The following is a 15,142-nucleotide window of genomic DNA, read 5'->3' as shown; positions in this document are numbered from 1 at the left end:
ACCGACGCCGCCGTGTTCGATACTCTCTCCGATCGCCTTGCAGCCACCTTCAAATCCCTCCGAGGGAAAGGCAGGCTGAGCGAGGCGGATATCGACGCCACGGCACGCGAGATCCGTATCGCCCTGCTGGAGGCGGACGTCGCGCTCCCGGTGGTGCGCGCCTTCATCAAGCAGGTCAAGGAAAGGGCAGCCGGGGCCGAGGTCTCCCAGGCCCTCAACCCGGCCCAGCAGGTCATCAAGATCGTCAACGAGGAGCTCGTCGGCATCCTCGGCGGCGAGACCCGCCGCCTGCGCTTCGCCAAGCAGCCGCCCACCGTGATCATGCTCGCGGGTCTGCAGGGTGCCGGTAAGACGACCCTCGCCGGAAAGCTCGGCAAGTGGCTCCAGAGCCAGGGCCACGCCCCCGTGCTCGTCGCCTGCGACCTCCAGCGCCCGAACGCCGTGAACCAGCTGAGCGTCGTCGCCGAGCGCGCGGGCGTCGGCATCTTCGCGCCCGAGCCGGGCAACGGCGTGGGCGACCCGGTCCAGGTCGCCAAGGACTCCATCGAGTACGCGAAGCAGAAGCTGCACGACGTCGTCATCGTCGACACCGCCGGCCGCCTCGGTATCGACACCGAGATGATGCAGCAGGCCGCGGACATCCGTGACGCGGTCTCGCCGGACGAGGTCCTCTTCGTCGTGGACGCGATGATCGGCCAGGACGCGGTGAACACCGCGGAGGCCTTCCGGGACGGCGTCGGCTTCGACGGCGTGGTCCTGTCGAAGCTCGACGGTGACGCCCGCGGTGGTGCGGCGCTGTCGATCGCGCATGTCACCGGCCGCCAGATCATGTTCGCCTCGAACGGCGAGAAGCTGGACGACTTCGACGCGTTCCACCCGGACCGCATGGCGTCCCGCATTCTCGGCATGGGCGACATGCTCACGCTGATCGAGAAGGCCGAGCAGACCTTCTCGCAGCAAGAGGCCGAGAAGATGGCCTCGAAACTGGCCTCCAGCAAGGGCAAGGACTTCACGCTCGACGACTTCCTGGAGCAGATGGAGCAGGTCAGGAAGATGGGCTCCATCTCCAAGCTGCTCGGCATGCTCCCGGGCATGGGCCAGATCAAGGACCAGATCAACAACCTTGACGAGCGCGACGTCGACCGTACGGCCGCGATCATCAAGTCGATGACTCCGGCCGAACGCCAGGAGCCGACGATCATCAACGGCTCGCGGCGCGCCCGTATCGCCAAGGGTTCCGGTGTCGAGGTCAGCGCGGTCAAGGGCCTGGTCGAGCGGTTCTTCGAGGCGCGCAAGATGATGTCCCGCATGGCCCAGGGCGGCGGTATGCCGGGTATGCCCGGGATGCCGGGCTCGGGTGGCGGCGCCGGCCGGACGAAGAAGGCGCCCAAGAAGGCCAAGGGCAAGCAGCGTTCCGGTAACCCGATGAAGCGCAAGCAGCAGGAGCAGGAGGCCGCCGCCCGCCGCGAGGCCGCCAGCCAGGCCGGCGGCGCCTTGGGCCTGCCGGGCGGCCAGCAGCCGCAGGACTTCGAACTGCCCGACGAGTTCAAGAAGTTCATGCGCTGACGGGTTAGTCCCGCCCGCTATTCGCTCGTACGTCGCTGGGGGCGCCCTTCTTCGGGAGGGCGCCCCCAGCGACGTATCTGCGCTACGGCGTGCGCGCGATCAGGTACCGGAACACATTCGGCATCCACACCGTGCCGTCGTGCCGCTGATGAGCATGGAGTGCTTCCGTCAGCTCCTTGTCGACCTGGGCCTGGTCGGTCGCGGCGGCGGCCGCGTCGAAGAGGCCGGTCGACAGCAGCCCGCGTACGGCGTTGTCCATGTCGGCGTACCCGAAGGGGCAGGCCACGCGTCCGGAACCGTCGGGCCGCAGGCCGGCGCGCTGGGCGACCTCCTCCAGGTCGTCGCGGCGAGCCGGGCGCCAGCTGCCCGGGCTGCGCAGGGGGTCCGCCAGTTTGGTGGCGACCCGCAGCACGGACGAGGTGGTGCAGCGTTCCGGCGGGCCCCAGCCGACGAGGATCACCGGGGTGCCGCGGGCGGCGAGCGGTGTCGCGGCCTTCAGGAGTTCACCGAGACCTTCGGAGTCGCCGGCCGTGCAGCCGATCGGTTCGAAGGCGGTCACCAGGTTGTACGCGGGCGCATCCGCGTTTTCGGCCTCCCCAGGGGGCCCGTCGACAAGCCGTACGTCTCGTGCGCCTGCACGCGCGCGCGTGCCCCACGCTTCGGGCAGCAGGCGTTCCCGCGCGAGGGCCAGCCGTTCGGGTGTGCACGCGTCGACACCGGTGACCGTGGCGCCCCGTGAGGCCGCCATCAGGAGGGCGAGGCCGGAACCGCAACCGAGGCCGAGCAGGCGGGTCGAGGGGCCTACTTCGAGTCGTTCGTAGACGGCTTCGTAGAGCGGGACGAGCATCCGTTCCTGGATCTCGGCCCAGTCACGCGCGCGTGAGCACGGGTCCACACGGGACGTGGGTCCAGCGTGAGGCAGGTGCTGCCGCACGAGCGTAGGTGTCATAAAGCGCCCCAATCCACCGAGAGTTGCTACTGTGCCCCGTTTCCATTGCCCCCGTGCAGTGCGCTCCGCACTCCCCCCGTATGCCAGGAAACTCCGCGCTCGCCGTGGCGTCCAGGGGTTGAGGCCGTCTGCTTGAGTGCCACCCGTATGCGCCTCAATGCGCCCTGGCCGATTGGCGTGCGGAGGAATAATTCGGTGACGATCGGGACAGTGGCCGCCGTACTCTTCGCGCCATGGCAAAGGCACCTGTTCTCACTCGCCAGGCGGACGATTTTCCGCGCTGGTACCAGGATCTGATCACCAAGGCCGAGCTGGCCGACAACGGTCCGGTGCGCGGCACCATGGTGATCCGACCGTACGGGTACGGGCTGTGGGAGCGGATGCAGCAGGACATGGACGCCCGCATCAAGGAGACGGGCACCCAGAACGCGTACTTCCCGCTCCTGATCCCGCAGTCGTACCTCTCCAGGGAGGCCGATCACGTCGAGGGCTTCGCTCCCGAGCTGGCCGTCGTCACCCATGGAGGCGGCAAGGAGCTCGAGGAGCCCGCCGTCGTCCGCCCCACCTCAGAGATGATCATCAACGCTTCCTTCTCGAAATGGGTGCAGAGCTACCGCGACCTGCCGCTGCTGATCAACCAGTGGGGCAACGTGGTGCGCTGGGAGCTGCGTCCGCGCCTCTTCCTGCGGACCACCGAGTTCCTGTGGCAGGAGGGGCACACCGCGCACGCCACGTACGAGGAGGCGCGTGATTTCGCGGCCCGCATCCAGCGCCATGTCTACGCGGACTTCATGGAGAACACCCTCGCGATGGATGTCGTCCTGGGCCGCAAGACCACCAGGGAGCGTTTCGCGGGCGCCATCAACACCCTCACGCTCGAGGGCATGATGGGCGACGGCAAGGCCCTCCAGTTGGGCACCAGCCATGAACTCGGCCAGAACTTCGCGAAGGCGTTCAACACCCGCTTCCTTTCGAGAGAAGGCGAGCAGGAACTGGTCTGGCAGACCTCCTGGGGATCGACGACCCGCATGATCGGCGCCCTGGTGATGATGCACGGCGACGACGACGGTCTCCGGGTCCCACCCCGTCTCGCTGCCGTCCAGGCCGTCGTGCTCGCCGTGAAGGGCGATGACGCGGTTCTGGCCAAGGTCCGGGAGTTGGGCGACCGGCTGAAGGCGGTGGGTGTACGCGTCCAGGTGGACGACCGCACGGACCTGCCGTTCGGCCGCCGAGTCGTGGACTGGGAGCTCAAGGGCGTACCCGTACGCATCGAGGTCGGCCCCCGTGACCTGGAGAACGGCACCGCGATGCTGGCCCGGCGCATTCCCGGCAACAAGGAGCCGGTTGCGATCGACGCGATTCCTGGCCTGCTTCCCGCCGCCCTGGAGGACGACCAGGCGCTGCTTCTGCGGCAGTCGCGGGAGCGCCGTGAGTCCCGTACGGCTGAGGTGTCGACGATCGAGGAGGCCGTCGAGGCGGCCACGTCGGGCGGCTGGGCGCGGATCCAGTGGGCCGTTCTCGGCGCGGAAGGCGAGGCCAAGCTGGCGGAGCATGCGGTGACCGTACGGTGCCTGGTCGCGGAGGACGGGTCGGTTCCCGAGTCGGAGGACGCACCAGGTAACGTCGCCGTTGTCGCGCGCGCCTACTGAGGCTTGACGAGAGCGGCTGAAACGCCCCCTTGCGCAACTGATGACTTCAGGTGCCCGGGTGCGCGGACATCGTCTACTTGCCGGGGCGTACGCATAACTACGTACCGGCTTGGTATGAGCTGTGAGGCTTCTCCGCAGATCAGCGCACCCGCCCTCGTCCGGACGTATCAGCGGCAACTGACGGGTACGTGCAATTTATTTGGGATGCCCCGGAATAGGAACACACGGGCACTCAGGCTCGTTGTCACGACGTGAGCACGACACCACCTGTTCTCGCCGCAGAGCTGGCAGGGGCGTGGGCCGACATTCAGCGGCACCACCCCGAACTGCCGGATCTTGCCGCGCCCGAGTCCCTGATCGGAGAATCGTCGTCCGCCTGCGGACACGAGCTCTCCTTCGAACGACTGCTTCACGAAGCAGTCCACGGCATCGCCGCCGCCCGAGGAGTCCGAGACACCTCGCGCGCCGGCCGATACCACAACCGCAGATTCCTGGCGATCGCCGAGGAGTTGGGCCTCGACCACCCCGAGGAGCCGCATCCCAGCAGTGGCTTCTCGCTGGTCACGCTCAGCCCCGAGGCAAAGCGGCGCTACCGCCCGACGATCGAGCGGCTGACCCGCGCCCTCAAGGCGCACACAGTCGCGACCGCCGCCGACACGGCCCGCAGCTTCCGGGGCCCGGCCGCAAGGCATGGCTCCTCCGGAGGCGGTGTCCGGGTCAAGGCGGTCTGCGACTGCGGGCGTAATGTCCGCGTCGTCCCGTCGGTCCTCGCCCAAGCACCCATCGTCTGCGGCGGCTGCGGGAAGCCGTTCCGCATCCCCGAGGTGGTCGGCGCCGCAGCGGGCTGAGCGGCGCCGCGGGCGGGGCCGGTGACGCCCGTGGCCGTCCTGGTGACGGCCACGGCCCCGGTTCGGCATGCCCGTCCACGTATGGCAGAATGGCTGGCTGTACTCGACAGCCGCACAGGACCCCTCTCTCCTCCGGCTGACGCGTCCATCGGGCACTCGGGTACCGCAACCCCACGCGGCAATCTCGCCGTGCCCAACCACGTCAAGACCAGGAGACACCACTTCCGTGGCAGTCAAGATCAAGCTGAAGCGACTGGGCAAGATCCGTTCGCCTCACTACCGCATCGTCGTCGCCGACTCCCGTACCCGCCGTGACGGCCGGGCCATCGAGGAGATCGGCCTGTACCACCCGGTACAGAACCCCTCGCGTATCGAGGTGGACTCGGAGCGCGCGCAGTACTGGCTCTCTGTCGGCGCCCAGCCGACCGAGCCCGTTCTCGCCATCCTGAAGAAGACCGGCGACTGGCAGAAGTACAAGGGCGAGCCCGCCCCGCCGCCGCTGCTGCAGCCGGCCGAGAAGGCCGCCCGTCCGTCGTTCGAGGCCCTTGGCGGCGACGACGAGGGCAAGGGTGAGGCCATCACCCCGAAGAAGAAGGCTGAGAAGAAGGACGAGGCCAAGGCCGAGTCTTCTTCCTCTGAGTCGACCGAGGCCTGAGCATGCTCGAGGAGGCTCTCGAGCACCTCGTGAAGGGCATCGTGGACAACCCCGACGATGTCCAGGTCGCCTCGCGCAACCTGCGCCGCGGACGGGTCCTCGAAGTCCGGGTGCACCCCGACGACCTCGGCAAGGTGATCGGGCGCAACGGCCGCACCGCGCGCGCCCTGCGCACCGTCGTGGGCGCCATCGGCGGCCGTGGAGTCCGCGTCGACCTCGTCGACGTGGACCAGGTTCGCTGACGTACAAGCAACACCGGCTCGGGCCGGGGAGGGCCACTGGGCCGTCCCCGGCCCGCAGTCGTCTACGAGTAGTGCCGTAGGCACACGACAGGAGACCGAACACAGTGCAGCTGGTAGTCGCTCGCGTAGGCCGCGCCCACGGCATCAAGGGCGAGGTCACCGTCGAGGTACGCACCGACGAGCCGGAGCTGCGCCTCGCGCCCGGCGCCGTACTGGCCACGGAGCCCGCCTCGGCCGGTCCGCTGACCATCGAGACGGGCCGTGTGCACAGCGGTCGGCTGCTGCTGCGCTTCGAGGGCGTACGCGACCGGACCGCCGCCGAGGCACTGCGCAACACCCTGCTGATCGCCGAGGTCGACCCGGACGAGATGCCCGAGGAGCCGGACGAGTACTACGACCACCAGCTGATGGACCTGGACGTCGTCACGAAGGACGGCGCCGAGGTCGGACGTATCACGGAGATCTCGCATCTGCCTTCGCAGGACCTCTTCGTGGTGGAACGGCCCGACGGCAGCGAGGCGTTGATCCCTTTCGTCGCGGAGATCGTCGTGGAGATCGACCTGGAGGAGCAGCGGGCGGTCATCGACCCGCCGCCGGGGCTGATCGACGACCAGGCCGAAATCGTCTCCTCCAGGGATGCCGAAAACGCGCCCTCCGAAAACGCGCCCTCCGGAGAAGAGGCGTAATGCGGCTCGACGTCGTCACGATCTTCCCCGAGTACCTGGAGCCCCTGAACGTCTCCCTCGTCGGCAAGGCACGCGCGCGTGGACAGCTGAATGTGCACGTCCATGATCTGCGGCGGTGGACGTACGACCGGCACAGCACCGTCGACGACACCCCCTACGGCGGCGGCCCCGGCATGGTCATGAAGACCGAACCCTGGGGCGACGCCCTGGACTCCGTGTTCGCGGACGGCTACGAGACCGGCTCGCACGAGCCCGCCCTGGTCGTCCCCACGCCCAGCGGACGGCCCTTCACCCAGGAACTCGCCGTCGAGCTCTCGGAGCGCCCCTGGCTGCTCTTCGCGCCGGCCCGCTACGAGGGCATCGACCGCCGCGTCATCGACGAGTACGCGACCCGGATGCCCGTCCACGAGGTGTCCATCGGCGACTACGTCCTGGCCGGCGGCGAGGCGGCCGTACTCGTGATCACGGAGGCCGTGGCCCGGCTGCTGCCCGGAGTCCTGGGCAATGCCGAGTCACACAGGGACGACTCCTTCGCACCCGGCGCCATGGCGAGCCTCCTGGAGGGGCCCGTTTACACGAAGCCACCCCAGTGGCGCGGCCGAGGCATCCCGGACGTCCTGCTCAGCGGCCACCACGGGAAGATCGCCCGCTGGCGCCGCGACGAGGCCCTGCGGCGTACGGCAGCCAACCGGCCGGACCTCATCGAGCACTGCGACCCCTCGGTCTTCGACAAGAAGGACCGCGAAATGCTCTCCATCCTGGGCTGGGCGCCGGATCCGGAGGGGAAGCCCTACGGCCGATTTTGGCGCAGGCCAGAGGGCGTGGAAGAATAGACCGCTGCTGTACGTCGTCCAGCGTGCGCCCCTGCCACAGGGGGATACGACGCCCGCCCCGACACGGCAGCCCACCTCCTGGAAACCTAGTTCCCGTTGATGACCTGTGGCATCAGCGAAGAAAGCAGACGATCATGTCTCACCTGCTCGACTCCGTCGACGCCGCGTCGCTGCGCAGCGACGTCCCGGCCTTTCGCCCGGGCGACACGGTCAACGTCCACGTGCGCGTCATCGAGGGCAACCGCTCCCGTGTGCAGCAGTTCAAGGGCGTAGTCATCCGTCGCCAGGGCGCCGGTGTCCGTGAGACCTTCACGGTCCGCAAGGTCTCGTTCTCCGTCGGCGTCGAGCGCACCTTCCCGGTGCACACCCCGATCGTCGAGAAGATCGAGCTCGTCACCCGCGGTGACGTCCGTCGCGCGAAGCTGTACTACCTGCGCGACCTGCGCGGCAAGGCCGCGAAGATCAAGGAGAAGCGCGAGAGCTGAGCTCGCGCCGGGGTTCACATCGGGTCCGGATAGCATCTGGCCCGATGGACGCCGAAGCACAGTCGACGGAGCGCGACCGCTCCTCCCGCCCCACCGAAGCCGAGGAGATCTCGGCCACAGAGGGGACGGAAGGACGGTCGCGTTTCTCGTTGGTGTCCCGGACAGCCGACTGGCTTCCCGGTGGTCGCATCAGTCTCACAGTGCTCGCCTGCTTGGTTTTTCTGCTGCTTTTGAGTCGGTTTGTGATGCAGCCGTTCCAAATTCCCAGTGGTTCGATGGAGCCAGGATTGAGGATCGGGGACCGCGTTCTCGTAAATAAGTTGGCGTACCGTTTTGGTGCCGAGCCGAACCGCGGCGATGTCGTCGTGTTCGACGGCACGGGCCATTTCGGTGCCGCCGACTACATCAAACGAGTCGTCGGTGTGGGGGGAGACCATGTGGTCTGCTGCGACAGGCAGGGGAGGATCGAGGTGAACGGCCGGTCGGTCGACGAATCGACGTTTCTGTACCCGGGGAACAAGCCGTCCGAGGCGCCCTTCGACGTCGTTGTGCCGGACGGCACCCTGTTCGTCCTCGGAGACCACCGCGGCGACTCCAGCGACTCCCGCGACCATCTGGGCTCACCGGGCGGCGGCATGGTCCCCGTAACCGATGTGATCGGCAGAGCCGACTGGATCGCCTGGCCCACGGACCACTGGACCCGCCTGAACCCCGCCGACATCTACGCGCGCGTGCCCGACCCGGAGGCGAACGAGCTGAACACCACGGTCGGTGCGTATGGGTAACCGAGGACGACCGCGCGGAAGCCACCGCGTCGACACCCGACTGCCCACCGGATACCGGCCGACGAGCGGCCGCGTGGGCCCCGGCCGGGCCGAGCGGCGCAAGCTCGCCCGCAAGGTCAAGCGGCGAAGGCAGCGCTCGGCGATCAAGGAGATTCCGCTCCTCATAGGTGTCGCCCTGCTCATAGCTCTCGTCCTGAAGACGTTCCTCGTCCAGGCCTTCGTGATCCCGTCGGGCTCCATGGAGCAGACCATCCGGATCGGCGACCGCGTCTTGGTCGACAAGCTCACCCCGTGGTTCGGCTCCAAGCCCACCCGTGGCGACGTCGTCGTCTTCAAGGACCCCGGGGGATGGCTCGAGGACGAGCAGCCGATCCCGAAGCAGGACGACCCCATCGTCGTCAAGCAGGTCAAGCAGGTGCTGACCTTCATCGGCCTGCTGCCCTCCGAGAACGAACGGGACCTGATCAAGCGGGTCGTCGCGGTCGGTGGCGACACCGTCAAGTGCTGCGACGCCCAGGGCCGCGTCACCGTCAACGGCATGCCCATCAATGAGGCTTACATCCATCCCGGCAACAAACCCTCCTCCTTCCGGTTCGAGGTGAAGGTGCCCACGGGCCGTCTGTGGGTCATGGGCGACCACCGGGAGAACTCCGCCGACTCCCGTTTCCACCGCAACGAGGCCTATAACGGCACCGTTTCCGAAGAGGAGGTCGTCGGCCGTGCCATGGTCATCGCCTGGCCCATCGGCCACTGGCGAGGCCTGGACGAACCGGAGACCTATGCGTCCGTGCCCGACGCGCCAGGCGGATCGACCACCGCCCTCGGCGCGTCGCATAGGGTGGCCAATGCGGATCGATATGGATTGATCCCGCTCCCGAGCCCTGCGGAACTCCCGCTCGTTATGGGAGTGGTGGGCCTGCGCCGCATCGGGCGCAGTCGGTGGCACGGAGTGAGGAGTGGATGTGGGGGATTTGGCGGTCGGAGCACGGTCCGGACACGAGGGTCCGGAGGACAAACCGGAGCGACCCGAGACGACGGCTCCCCCGGCCACTGAGCATGTCGTGCCCTCCGGAGGTGACTCCGGAGCCGGAGACGGCGATGACGGGCACGATCAGGGCGACGGGGACGCTCCCAAGCCGAAGAAGCAGCGGTCCTTCTGGAAGGAACTCCCGCTCCTCATCGGTATCGCATTGGTCCTCGCGCTGCTGATCAAGACCTTCCTGGTGCAGGCGTTCTCGATCCCCTCGGACTCGATGCAGAACACCCTTCAGCAGGGTGACCGCGTCCTGGTCGACAAGCTCACCCCGTGGTTCGGCTCCGAGCCGGAGCGCGGCGAGGTCGTCGTCTTCAACGACCCCGACGGCTGGCTGGCGGGCGAGCCTGCCCCCAACCCGAACGCGATTCAGACCGCCCTCAGCTGGATCGGCCTGATGCCGTCCGCCGACGAGAAGGACCTCATCAAGCGGGTCGTCGCGGTCGCCGGAGACACCATCGAGTGCAAGGGCACCGGGCCGCTGAAGGTCAACGGCAAGGAACTGGACGAGCCTTACGTCTACCCCGGGAACACGCCGTGCAGCGTCGACGACTCGGGCGGCCAGTTCAAGAAGACGGTACCCACGGGCAAAATCTGGGTCATGGGTGACCACCGGCAGAATTCGCTGGACTCCCGCTACCACCAGCAGGACGACAACAAGGGCTTCGTCCCCGTGGACAACGTCGTGGGCCGCGCCATCGTGGTCGCCTGGCCGCCGACCCGCTGGTCCACGCTTCCGGTGCCGGAAACCTTCGACCAGGGACTCAGCGCCGCGGCTCCGGGCGCGCTCGGCCTCGCGGGCGCGGTGCCCCTCGTGTTGTGGCGCAGGCGCCGGATCAGCGTCGAAAGCGCCAGGGTTTCTGGGCGCGCTACCGCCAGGTAGGGTGCCGTCCCAGATCGCCGATCTTCCGAGAGCCGGAACCAGGGCTCCGGGGTCGATTCTCCGAGTTGGGGGAGCACTGGGATGAGCCAGACACGTCGTACGGACGAGGGCCACGGACGGCTCGGCAGCAAGCTGTCGAACCTGGCCGTGGCCCTCGGCTGTGTGCTCTTCCTCGGAGGATTCGCCTGGGGCGCCATCGTCTACCAGCCGTACACCGTGCCGACGGCATCGATGACGCCCACCATCGCGGTCGGCGACCGGATCCTCGCCGAGCGGATTGACGGCAGCGAGGTCCAGCGTGGCGACGTCGTCGTCTTCAAGCAGGACAGCTGGGGCAACGTCCCCATGGTCAAGCGGGTCGTCGCGGTCGGCGGCGACACGGTCGCCTGCTGCACGGACGGCAAGCTGACCGTCAACGGCAAGCAGATCGACGAACCGTACCTGGCCAAGGGTTCCGAGGCCCGGGCGAACAAGATCCCGACGGTCAAGGTTCCCGAGGGCCGGCTCTTCCTTCTCGGTGACGAGCGCAGCGGCTCCCTCGACTCGACCGCCCATCTCACGGAGGCCGGCAACGGTTCGGTGCCGCGCGGTTCGGTGGACGCGCGGGTCGACGCGGTGGTGTGGCCCATGGATGGGGTGCTGGACCGAGCCACCGGATTCGAGACGCTCGGCGGCATCTCCCAGCCCGGGCCGCTGAGGCTGGTCGTCGCCGCGATCGTGGCGGGCGCGGTACTGGTCCTCGGCGGCGCCGCGTACGGGCCGCTCGCCAAGCGGGCGGCGCAGCGGCGGAGCGCTACGCCGGCCAAGGAGCAGGTCCTTGCCGGCTGACGCGCCTCAGGATCTCGGTGAGCCTCCCAAGGGGCGGGAGGGACTCGGTGAGCTGCGGAAGGTCGCGCGGGTGGTGCTTCTCGACCCGCGGGACCGCATCCTGCTGCTGCACGGCCACGAGCCCGAGGATCCGTCGGACGACTGGTGGTTCACCCCGGGCGGCGGCGTGGAAGGCGAGGAGACGCGCGAAGAAGCCGCATTGCGGGAACTCGCGGAAGAGACCGGCATCACCGACGTCGAGCTCGGTCCGGTGCTCTGGCGGCGGACATGCTCGTTCCCGTTCGCGGGACGCCGCTGGGACCAGGACGAATGGTATTTCCTGGCCCGTACGTCTCAGACGGTCACCGAGGCCCTCGGCCTGACCGAGCTGGAACGGCGCAGTGTCGCAGGAGCACGCTGGTGGACGTGCCAGGAACTACTCCAGGCACATGAGACGGTGTATCCGACCAGACTCGCCGGGCTGCTGAGCAGGCTGCTCGACGAGGGTCCTCCGGCCAAGCCCGAGATCCTGGACACCGAAATCGTCTAGGGGCTCGCGGGGCTGGCGCACAATAGGGGGACGCACGGCTGAAGGGGAACATGCCATGAGCGCCGAGGACCTCGAGAAGTACGAGACCGAGATGGAGCTGAAGCTCTACCGGGAGTACCGCGACGTCGTCGGTCTGTTCAAATACGTGATCGAGACCGAGCGGCGCTTCTACCTCACGAACGACTATGAAATGCAGGTCCACTCGGTTCAGGGTGAGGTGTTCTTCGAGGTGTCCATGGCGGACGCCTGGGTGTGGGACATGTACCGGCCTGCTCGATTCGTGAAGCAGGTGCGAGTACTCACGTTCAAGGACGTGAACATTGAGGAGCTGAACAAGAGCGACCTCGAGCTGCCGAGCAGCTGATCCGCAGCTGCTGGCAGTCGGTGATCCGGAGGTGCCGACGGTCGCTGACCGGAGGTGCCGACGGTCGCTGATCACTCACAAGAGTGGCCGTCTTGTCCACAAGCCCAGACTTGTCCACCAAGATCCAATAGCTTGCTGAGCTGCCCTCATCGTTGGCGCCGGAGGTGGTGCCGACATGAACGCACGCACTGCACGAGGCGCACTCGGCAAGTACGGCGAGGACCTGGCCGCGCGGCGGCTGGGCGAGGCCGGGATGACGGTCCTGGAGCGCAACTGGCGCTGTGGCAGGACCGGTGAGATCGACATCGTGGCCCGGGACGGCGACGCGGTCGTCGTCTGCGAGGTCAAAACCCGCCGGGCCGGTGCCTTCGAGCACCCGATGGCCGGCATCACGCCCCTCAAGGCGGAGCGGCTGCGGGGCTTGGCCGAGCGCTGGGTGCAGGAACACGGAGGGGCGCCACCCGGCGGCGTACGGATCGATGTGGTCGGCGTCCTTCTCCCCGACCGCGGCGCGCCCGTCGTCGAGCACGTACGGGGGGTGGCCTGATGGGTTTCGCCCGTACGTGCTCGGTGGCACTGGTCGGCGTAGAGGGCGTCGTCGTCGAGGTCCAGGCGGACCTGGAACCGGGGATCGCGGCCTTCACGCTGGTGGGACTGCCCGACAAGAGCCTGAGCGAGAGCAGGGACCGAGTCAGGGCGGCCGTGGTCAACTCCGGCGGCGAATGGCCCCAGAAGAAGCTCACGGTGGGGCTCAGCCCGGCCTCCGTACCGAAGGGCGGCAGCGGGTTCGATCTTGCTGTCGCCTGTGCCGTCCTGGGAGCCTCCGAGCGGATCGACCCCCGGGTTCTCCCCGACATCGTGATGATCGGGGAGCTGGGCCTGGACGGCCGGGTGCGGCCGGTACGGGGCGTACTGCCCGCGGTGCTCGCCGCGGCCGACGCCGGATACGAACAGGTGGTGGTCCCCGAGTGCGCCGCCGCCGAGGCCTCACTGGTGCCCGGCGTCTCGGTGCTCGGCGTCCGCAGCCTGCGCCAGCTGATCGCCGTCCTCACGGACGAGCCGGTCCCCGAAGAGGAACCGGATGAACCGGGCCGCCCCGACCCGCTCCTCGCGGGCCTGCGCATGCCGGGCACCCGCGCCGCTTCCGGGATGCACAGCATGGGCGTCGCACAGCACGACCATGGCCATGACCTCGCCGATGTCGTCGGCCAGCGTTCGGCGCGGACAGCGGTGGAGGTCGCCGCCGCCGGAGGGCACCATCTTTTCCTGGAAGGCCCACCGGGTGCCGGCAAGACGATGCTCGCCGAGCGGCTGCCGGCCATCCTGCCGCCGCTCGACAGGCAGGAGTCGCTGGAAGTCACTGCGGTCCATTCCGTCGCGGGCCTGCTTCCTCCGGGAAAGCCCCTCATCGACACCCCGCCCTACTGCGCGCCACACCACTCGGCCACGACGCAAGCGCTGGTCGGTGGCGGCCAGGGAATCGCACGACCCGGCGCGGTGTCGTTGTCTCACCGTGGGGTTCTTTTTCTCGACGAAACCCCGGAGTTCAGCAGCCGGGCGCTGGACGCGCTGCGCCAGCCATTGGAGGCGGGACACGTTGTGATCGCGCGCACCGCGGGTGTCGTCCGTTTCCCGGCGAGGTTCCTGATGGTGCTTGCGGCCAATCCATGTCCCTGTGGCCGCTTCTCGCAGACGGGCAACGCCTGCGAGTGCTCCACTCCGATGATCCGCCGCTACCAGGCCCGGCTCTCCGGTCCGCTGCTCGACCGGGTCGACCTCAGGGTCGAGGTGGACCGCGTCACGCGCTCAGAGCTGACCGACCTCGGAATGCGGGGCGAAGCCACCTCGACCGTCGCCGACCGGGTACGAGCGGCCAGGGAGCGCTCGGCGGCCCGTCTCAAAGGCACACCATGGCGGACGAACAGCGAGGTCCCGGGAAGCGAGCTGCGCAGCCGGTGGTACGCGTCGATCGGCGCCATGGACGATGCCGAACGCAGCCTGGAGCGCGGCCTCCTCACCGCCCGCGGCCTCGATCGCGTACTGCGCGTCGCCTGGACCATCGCGGACCTCGTCGGCCACGACCGGCCTGACGCAACGGATGTCGCCCTCGCCCTGCAACTGCGCACCGGCGTGCCTCAGGGGGTGCCGATGGCGATCGGTGCGATGTCGTGAGCGGGGGCGATGAGTGCGTGAGCTGGGGCGAAGGCCGCGTGAGCGGGGGCGAGGATCGCGTCAGCGGTGGTGATGAGGGCGTGAGTGGTGGGGATGGGCGCCTGAGAGGGGGCGATGAGCGCGTGCGCGGTGGGGATGAGCAGGTGAATGGAGACGGCGAGCGTGTGAGCGTGGGCGACGAGCGGCTCCACCGGGTTTTCCTCGCGCGCGTCATCGAACCCGGGGACGAGGTCTGCGGGCGCTGGCTCCGGCAACTCGGGGCCGGCGAGGTGGTGCGGCGCCTCTTCGGACACGGAGAACAGCTGCCAGGGGTGACGGACAAACGGTGGGCGGGCCTGCGAGCCAGGGCCCAGCAGACGGATCCGGAGCGGGACCTGGCGGCCGCGCGCGACGCTGGGATGCGGTTCGTCTGTCCCGGCGACCCCGAGTGGTCGGCGCAGCTCGACGACCTGGGGGACGCGCGGCCCATCGGACTATGGGTACGAGGGCGGCCCAACCTGCGGATATGGGCACTGCGTTCCGTCGCGGTCGTGGGCGCCCGGGCCTGCACCGAGTACGGCGCCCATATGGCAGCCATCCTCGGCGCGGGGCTCGCAGAGCGGGGCTGGGTCGTAGTGTCCGGAGGCGTCTACGTT

At 68.6% G+C, this 15,142-nt stretch carries 18 protein-coding genes and 1 pseudogene; 17 read left to right on the top strand and 2 right to left on the bottom strand.

The features are described from left to right. The first annotated feature begins 12 nt into the window (after positions 1-12). Positions 13-1,566: a signal recognition particle protein gene (ffh, locus tag ACQEVY_RS13190; protein ID WP_432948036.1), complete on the top strand. Its 1,554-nt coding sequence runs from the start codon at positions 13-15 to the stop codon at positions 1,564-1,566. An 82-nt stretch (positions 1,567-1,648) separates the two neighbouring features. Here the strand turns inward: ffh and ACQEVY_RS13185 are convergent, their stop codons facing one another. Then, complete coding sequence (locus ACQEVY_RS13185; protein WP_432948034.1) at positions 1,649-2,515, bottom strand: SAM-dependent methyltransferase; 867 nt, start codon at positions 2,513-2,515, stop codon at positions 1,649-1,651. 233 nt (positions 2,516-2,748) lie between these two features. On the opposite strand from ACQEVY_RS13185, the gene proS reads away from it, so the two are divergent. The 15 genes from proS (at position 2,749) to ACQEVY_RS13110 (ending at position 14,507) form a co-directional block, all read left to right on the top strand. Beyond that, complete coding sequence (proS, locus tag ACQEVY_RS13180) at positions 2,749-4,164, top strand: proline--tRNA ligase (protein ID WP_432948032.1); 1,416 nt, start codon at positions 2,749-2,751, stop codon at positions 4,162-4,164. A gap of 251 nt (positions 4,165-4,415) precedes the next feature. Next, positions 4,416-5,012, top strand: a complete 597-nt coding sequence (locus ACQEVY_RS13175; protein ID WP_432948030.1) for a hypothetical protein — start codon at positions 4,416-4,418, stop codon at positions 5,010-5,012. A gap of 226 nt (positions 5,013-5,238) precedes the next feature. Beyond that, positions 5,239-5,667, top strand: a complete 429-nt coding sequence (gene rpsP, locus ACQEVY_RS13170; protein ID WP_328768364.1) for a 30S ribosomal protein S16 — start codon at positions 5,239-5,241, stop codon at positions 5,665-5,667. A gap of 2 nt (positions 5,668-5,669) precedes the next feature. After that, positions 5,670-5,909, top strand: coding sequence for an RNA-binding protein (locus ACQEVY_RS13165; RefSeq protein ID WP_014176063.1), 240 nt, complete (start codon positions 5,670-5,672; stop codon positions 5,907-5,909). 104 nt (positions 5,910-6,013) lie between these two features. Next, a complete protein-coding gene (rimM, locus tag ACQEVY_RS13160) occupies positions 6,014-6,595 on the top strand; it encodes a ribosome maturation factor RimM (protein WP_432948027.1) in 582 nt (193 codons plus the stop codon). After that, positions 6,595-7,428, top strand: coding sequence for a tRNA (guanosine(37)-N1)-methyltransferase TrmD (gene trmD, locus ACQEVY_RS13155; RefSeq protein WP_432948025.1), 834 nt, complete (start codon positions 6,595-6,597; stop codon positions 7,426-7,428). The genes rimM and trmD overlap by 1 nt, the downstream gene beginning before the upstream one ends. A 134-nt stretch (positions 7,429-7,562) precedes the next feature. Then, positions 7,563-7,913 carry a 50S ribosomal protein L19 gene (rplS, locus tag ACQEVY_RS13150; protein WP_019760519.1) on the top strand — a complete coding sequence of 117 codons (351 nt, stop codon included), beginning with the start codon at positions 7,563-7,565 and terminating at the stop codon, positions 7,911-7,913. Between the two features lie 44 nt (positions 7,914-7,957). Beyond that, positions 7,958-8,698 carry a signal peptidase I gene (gene lepB, locus ACQEVY_RS13145; RefSeq protein WP_432948023.1) on the top strand — a complete coding sequence of 247 codons (741 nt, stop codon included), beginning with the start codon at positions 7,958-7,960 and terminating at the stop codon, positions 8,696-8,698. Beyond that, positions 8,691-9,752 (top strand): signal peptidase I, encoded by a 1,062-nt coding sequence (lepB, locus tag ACQEVY_RS13140; protein WP_328768359.1) that lies wholly within the window; start codon positions 8,691-8,693, stop codon positions 9,750-9,752. The genes lepB (ACQEVY_RS13145) and lepB (ACQEVY_RS13140) overlap by 8 nt, the downstream gene beginning before the upstream one ends. Then, complete coding sequence (gene lepB / locus ACQEVY_RS13135) at positions 9,661-10,614, top strand: signal peptidase I (RefSeq protein WP_432948021.1); 954 nt, start codon at positions 9,661-9,663, stop codon at positions 10,612-10,614. The genes lepB (ACQEVY_RS13140) and lepB (ACQEVY_RS13135) overlap by 92 nt, the downstream gene beginning before the upstream one ends. Positions 10,615-10,695: 81 nt before the next feature. Further along, entirely contained in the window at positions 10,696-11,442 is a 747-nt protein-coding gene (gene lepB / locus ACQEVY_RS13130; protein ID WP_432948019.1) for a signal peptidase I, read from the top strand. Further along, the gene (locus ACQEVY_RS13125) at positions 11,432-11,971 is read left to right on the top strand and encodes an NUDIX hydrolase (RefSeq protein WP_432948017.1); all 540 of its coding nucleotides are present in this window, start codon (positions 11,432-11,434) and stop codon (positions 11,969-11,971) included. Before lepB (ACQEVY_RS13130) ends, ACQEVY_RS13125 begins: the two co-directional genes overlap by 11 nt. Positions 11,972-12,026: 55 nt before the next feature. Beyond that, the gene (locus ACQEVY_RS13120) at positions 12,027-12,335 is read left to right on the top strand and encodes a DUF2469 domain-containing protein (protein WP_055510545.1); all 309 of its coding nucleotides are present in this window, start codon (positions 12,027-12,029) and stop codon (positions 12,333-12,335) included. A gap of 175 nt (positions 12,336-12,510) precedes the next feature. Beyond that, on the top strand, positions 12,511-12,882 hold the full coding sequence (locus ACQEVY_RS13115) for a YraN family protein (protein ID WP_432948015.1): 372 nt from the start codon (positions 12,511-12,513) through the stop codon (positions 12,880-12,882). Further along, positions 12,882-14,507 carry a YifB family Mg chelatase-like AAA ATPase gene (locus ACQEVY_RS13110; RefSeq protein ID WP_432948013.1) on the top strand — a complete coding sequence of 542 codons (1,626 nt, stop codon included), beginning with the start codon at positions 12,882-12,884 and terminating at the stop codon, positions 14,505-14,507. Before ACQEVY_RS13115 ends, ACQEVY_RS13110 begins: the two co-directional genes overlap by 1 nt. On the opposite strand, the gene ACQEVY_RS13105 is transcribed toward ACQEVY_RS13110, so the two are convergent. Next, positions 14,471-14,800 (bottom strand): hypothetical protein, encoded by a 330-nt coding sequence (locus tag ACQEVY_RS13105; protein WP_432955668.1) that lies wholly within the window; start codon positions 14,798-14,800, stop codon positions 14,471-14,473. The two genes, ACQEVY_RS13110 and ACQEVY_RS13105, sit on opposite strands and share 37 nt — an antisense overlap. Here ACQEVY_RS13105 and ACQEVY_RS13100 point away from each other — a divergent pair. After that, positions 14,720-15,139, top strand: a pseudogene (locus ACQEVY_RS13100) (DNA-processing protein DprA); the annotation flags it as partial. The gene ACQEVY_RS13105 and the pseudogene ACQEVY_RS13100 sit on opposite strands and share 81 nt — an antisense overlap. Between the last annotated feature and the right edge of the window lie 3 nt (positions 15,140-15,142).

The organism is Streptomyces sp. CA-288835 (assembly GCF_050936385.1).
In the GTDB taxonomy this organism is placed as follows: domain Bacteria; phylum Actinomycetota; class Actinomycetes; order Streptomycetales; family Streptomycetaceae; genus Streptomyces.
This window is presented reverse-complemented; position numbering and strand designations above follow the sequence as displayed.

Coding starts and splice junctions, on each gene's coding strand:
- lepB (WP_432948023.1), top strand. CDS start 7,958: ATGGACGCCGAAGCACAGTCGACGGAGCGCGACCGCTCCTCCCGCCCC.
- ACQEVY_RS13165 (WP_014176063.1), top strand. CDS start 5,670: ATGCTCGAGGAGGCTCTCGAGCACCTCGTGAAGGGCATCGTGGACAAC.
- ACQEVY_RS13120 (WP_055510545.1), top strand. CDS start 12,027: ATGAGCGCCGAGGACCTCGAGAAGTACGAGACCGAGATGGAGCTGAAG.
- lepB (WP_328768359.1), top strand. CDS start 8,691: ATGGGTAACCGAGGACGACCGCGCGGAAGCCACCGCGTCGACACCCGA.
- rplS (WP_019760519.1), top strand. CDS start 7,563: ATGTCTCACCTGCTCGACTCCGTCGACGCCGCGTCGCTGCGCAGCGAC.
- trmD (WP_432948025.1), top strand. CDS start 6,595: ATGCGGCTCGACGTCGTCACGATCTTCCCCGAGTACCTGGAGCCCCTG.
- lepB (WP_432948019.1), top strand. CDS start 10,696: ATGAGCCAGACACGTCGTACGGACGAGGGCCACGGACGGCTCGGCAGC.
- ACQEVY_RS13115 (WP_432948015.1), top strand. CDS start 12,511: ATGAACGCACGCACTGCACGAGGCGCACTCGGCAAGTACGGCGAGGAC.
- ACQEVY_RS13185 (WP_432948034.1), bottom strand. CDS start 2,515: ATGACACCTACGCTCGTGCGGCAGCACCTGCCTCACGCTGGACCCACG.
- proS (WP_432948032.1), top strand. CDS start 2,749: ATGGCAAAGGCACCTGTTCTCACTCGCCAGGCGGACGATTTTCCGCGC.
- ACQEVY_RS13110 (WP_432948013.1), top strand. CDS start 12,882: ATGGGTTTCGCCCGTACGTGCTCGGTGGCACTGGTCGGCGTAGAGGGC.